Source organism: Streptomyces sp. NPDC001604, assembly GCF_042893475.1.
Classification (GTDB): Bacteria; Actinomycetota; Actinomycetes; order Streptomycetales; family Streptomycetaceae; genus Streptomyces.
This window is the reverse complement of sequence record NZ_JBIAUY010000054.1, coordinates 1-1,220: the sequence shown is the minus strand read 5'-3', so window position 1 is coordinate 1,220 and position 1,220 is coordinate 1. Positions and strand designations below refer to the sequence as shown.

1 protein-coding gene is annotated in these 1,220 nt (G+C 70.8%); it reads right to left on the bottom strand.

Going from position 1 to position 1,220, the window contains the following annotated elements; translation table 11 throughout:
* Positions 1 to 18: 18 nt before the first annotated feature.
* On the bottom strand, positions 19 to 1,220 hold a 1,202-nt coding region (locus tag ACFY1E_RS47930), incomplete at its 5' end, for an IS110 family transposase (RefSeq protein ID WP_389088940.1).

Genomic DNA, 1,220 nt, shown 5'->3' with positions numbered 1-1,220 from the left:
TGATGCTCCTATTGCCCGTCAAGCGGCTTGGAGCCAGTTGCGGTAGGCGTGGGCGAGGTCGTCGTCTCGGCGGATCCCGCGTTCGAGGGTGGAGATGGTGGCCGGCCAGAGGCCGAAGTGGCGGGCCGCGGCGGTCAGGGTGATGTTCTTGGACTGCCGCAGGGGCCGTAGGTCGGCGATGCCGGGGACGGTGACGGTGGTGGTCAGGCAGCGGAACATCTCTCGGACGATGGCCCGTTTCAACAGCCGGATGATCTCCTTCTTGGTCCGGCCTGCGGCGGTCTGACGTGCCACGTACTCCCGGGTGCGGGAGTCGCTGGACATGCGGACCAGGGCGACGCGGTAGAGGGCTGCGTTCGCTTGCCGGTCGCCGCCTCGTGAGAGGCGGTGGCGGTTGGTCCGGCCGCTGGAGGCGGGGACGGGCGCGGCACCGCAGAGGGCAGCGAAGGAAGCCTCGGTCTTCATGCGATCGGGGTTGCCTCCGGCGGTGACGAGCAGCTGGGCCGCGGTGTCGGGACCGACTCCGTGGGCGGCTCGCAGGCCGGGGTTGTGGACGGCGACCACGCTGTCCAGTGCCTTGATCAGGGTCTCGTGTTCGACGGTCAGCTCCCTGACGCGTCGGGCGAGGCTCTTCAGCGCGGTGAGGACCGCGGTATGGACTGCGTCCCCGGCGGGCCGCAGGCGGGCGAGGGCGTCGGTGCGGTCCGTTCCTTTGAGCCGACCGTATTTGGCGCGGATGGTGTCGGGGGCGGTGATGAGAAGGCTGCCGATCTGGTTCAGGGCTGCGGTGCGGGCCTTGACCGCGGAGCGGGCGGCGTTGTGCAGGGCGCGTATGCCCGCGACTGTGTCGTCCTTGGGGGCGTTGGAGGCCCGTCCGGACAGGGCGGCGCGGGCTGCGGCGTAGGCGTCGATGGGGTCGGACTTGCCGATGCGGCGGCGTTCTGCCCGGTCGGGCCGGTTGACCTCCACGACATGAAGCCCCGCCTCGCGGGCGGCGCGGGTGAATCCGGCTCCGTAGGACGAGGTGCCCTCCACCCCGATGGCGATCACGTGGCCGTGCGCGCTCAGGAAGGCGAGGGCCGCGGCGTATCCAGCGGCAGTGGTGGCGAACTCGGCGTCCGCGAGATGGCCGCCGTTGTCGCTGATGACCGCGACGTGGAGGGTGTCGGTGTGGGAGTCGACCCCGCCGACCACTTCCTGGTCTGCCGTGCTGTCCACGA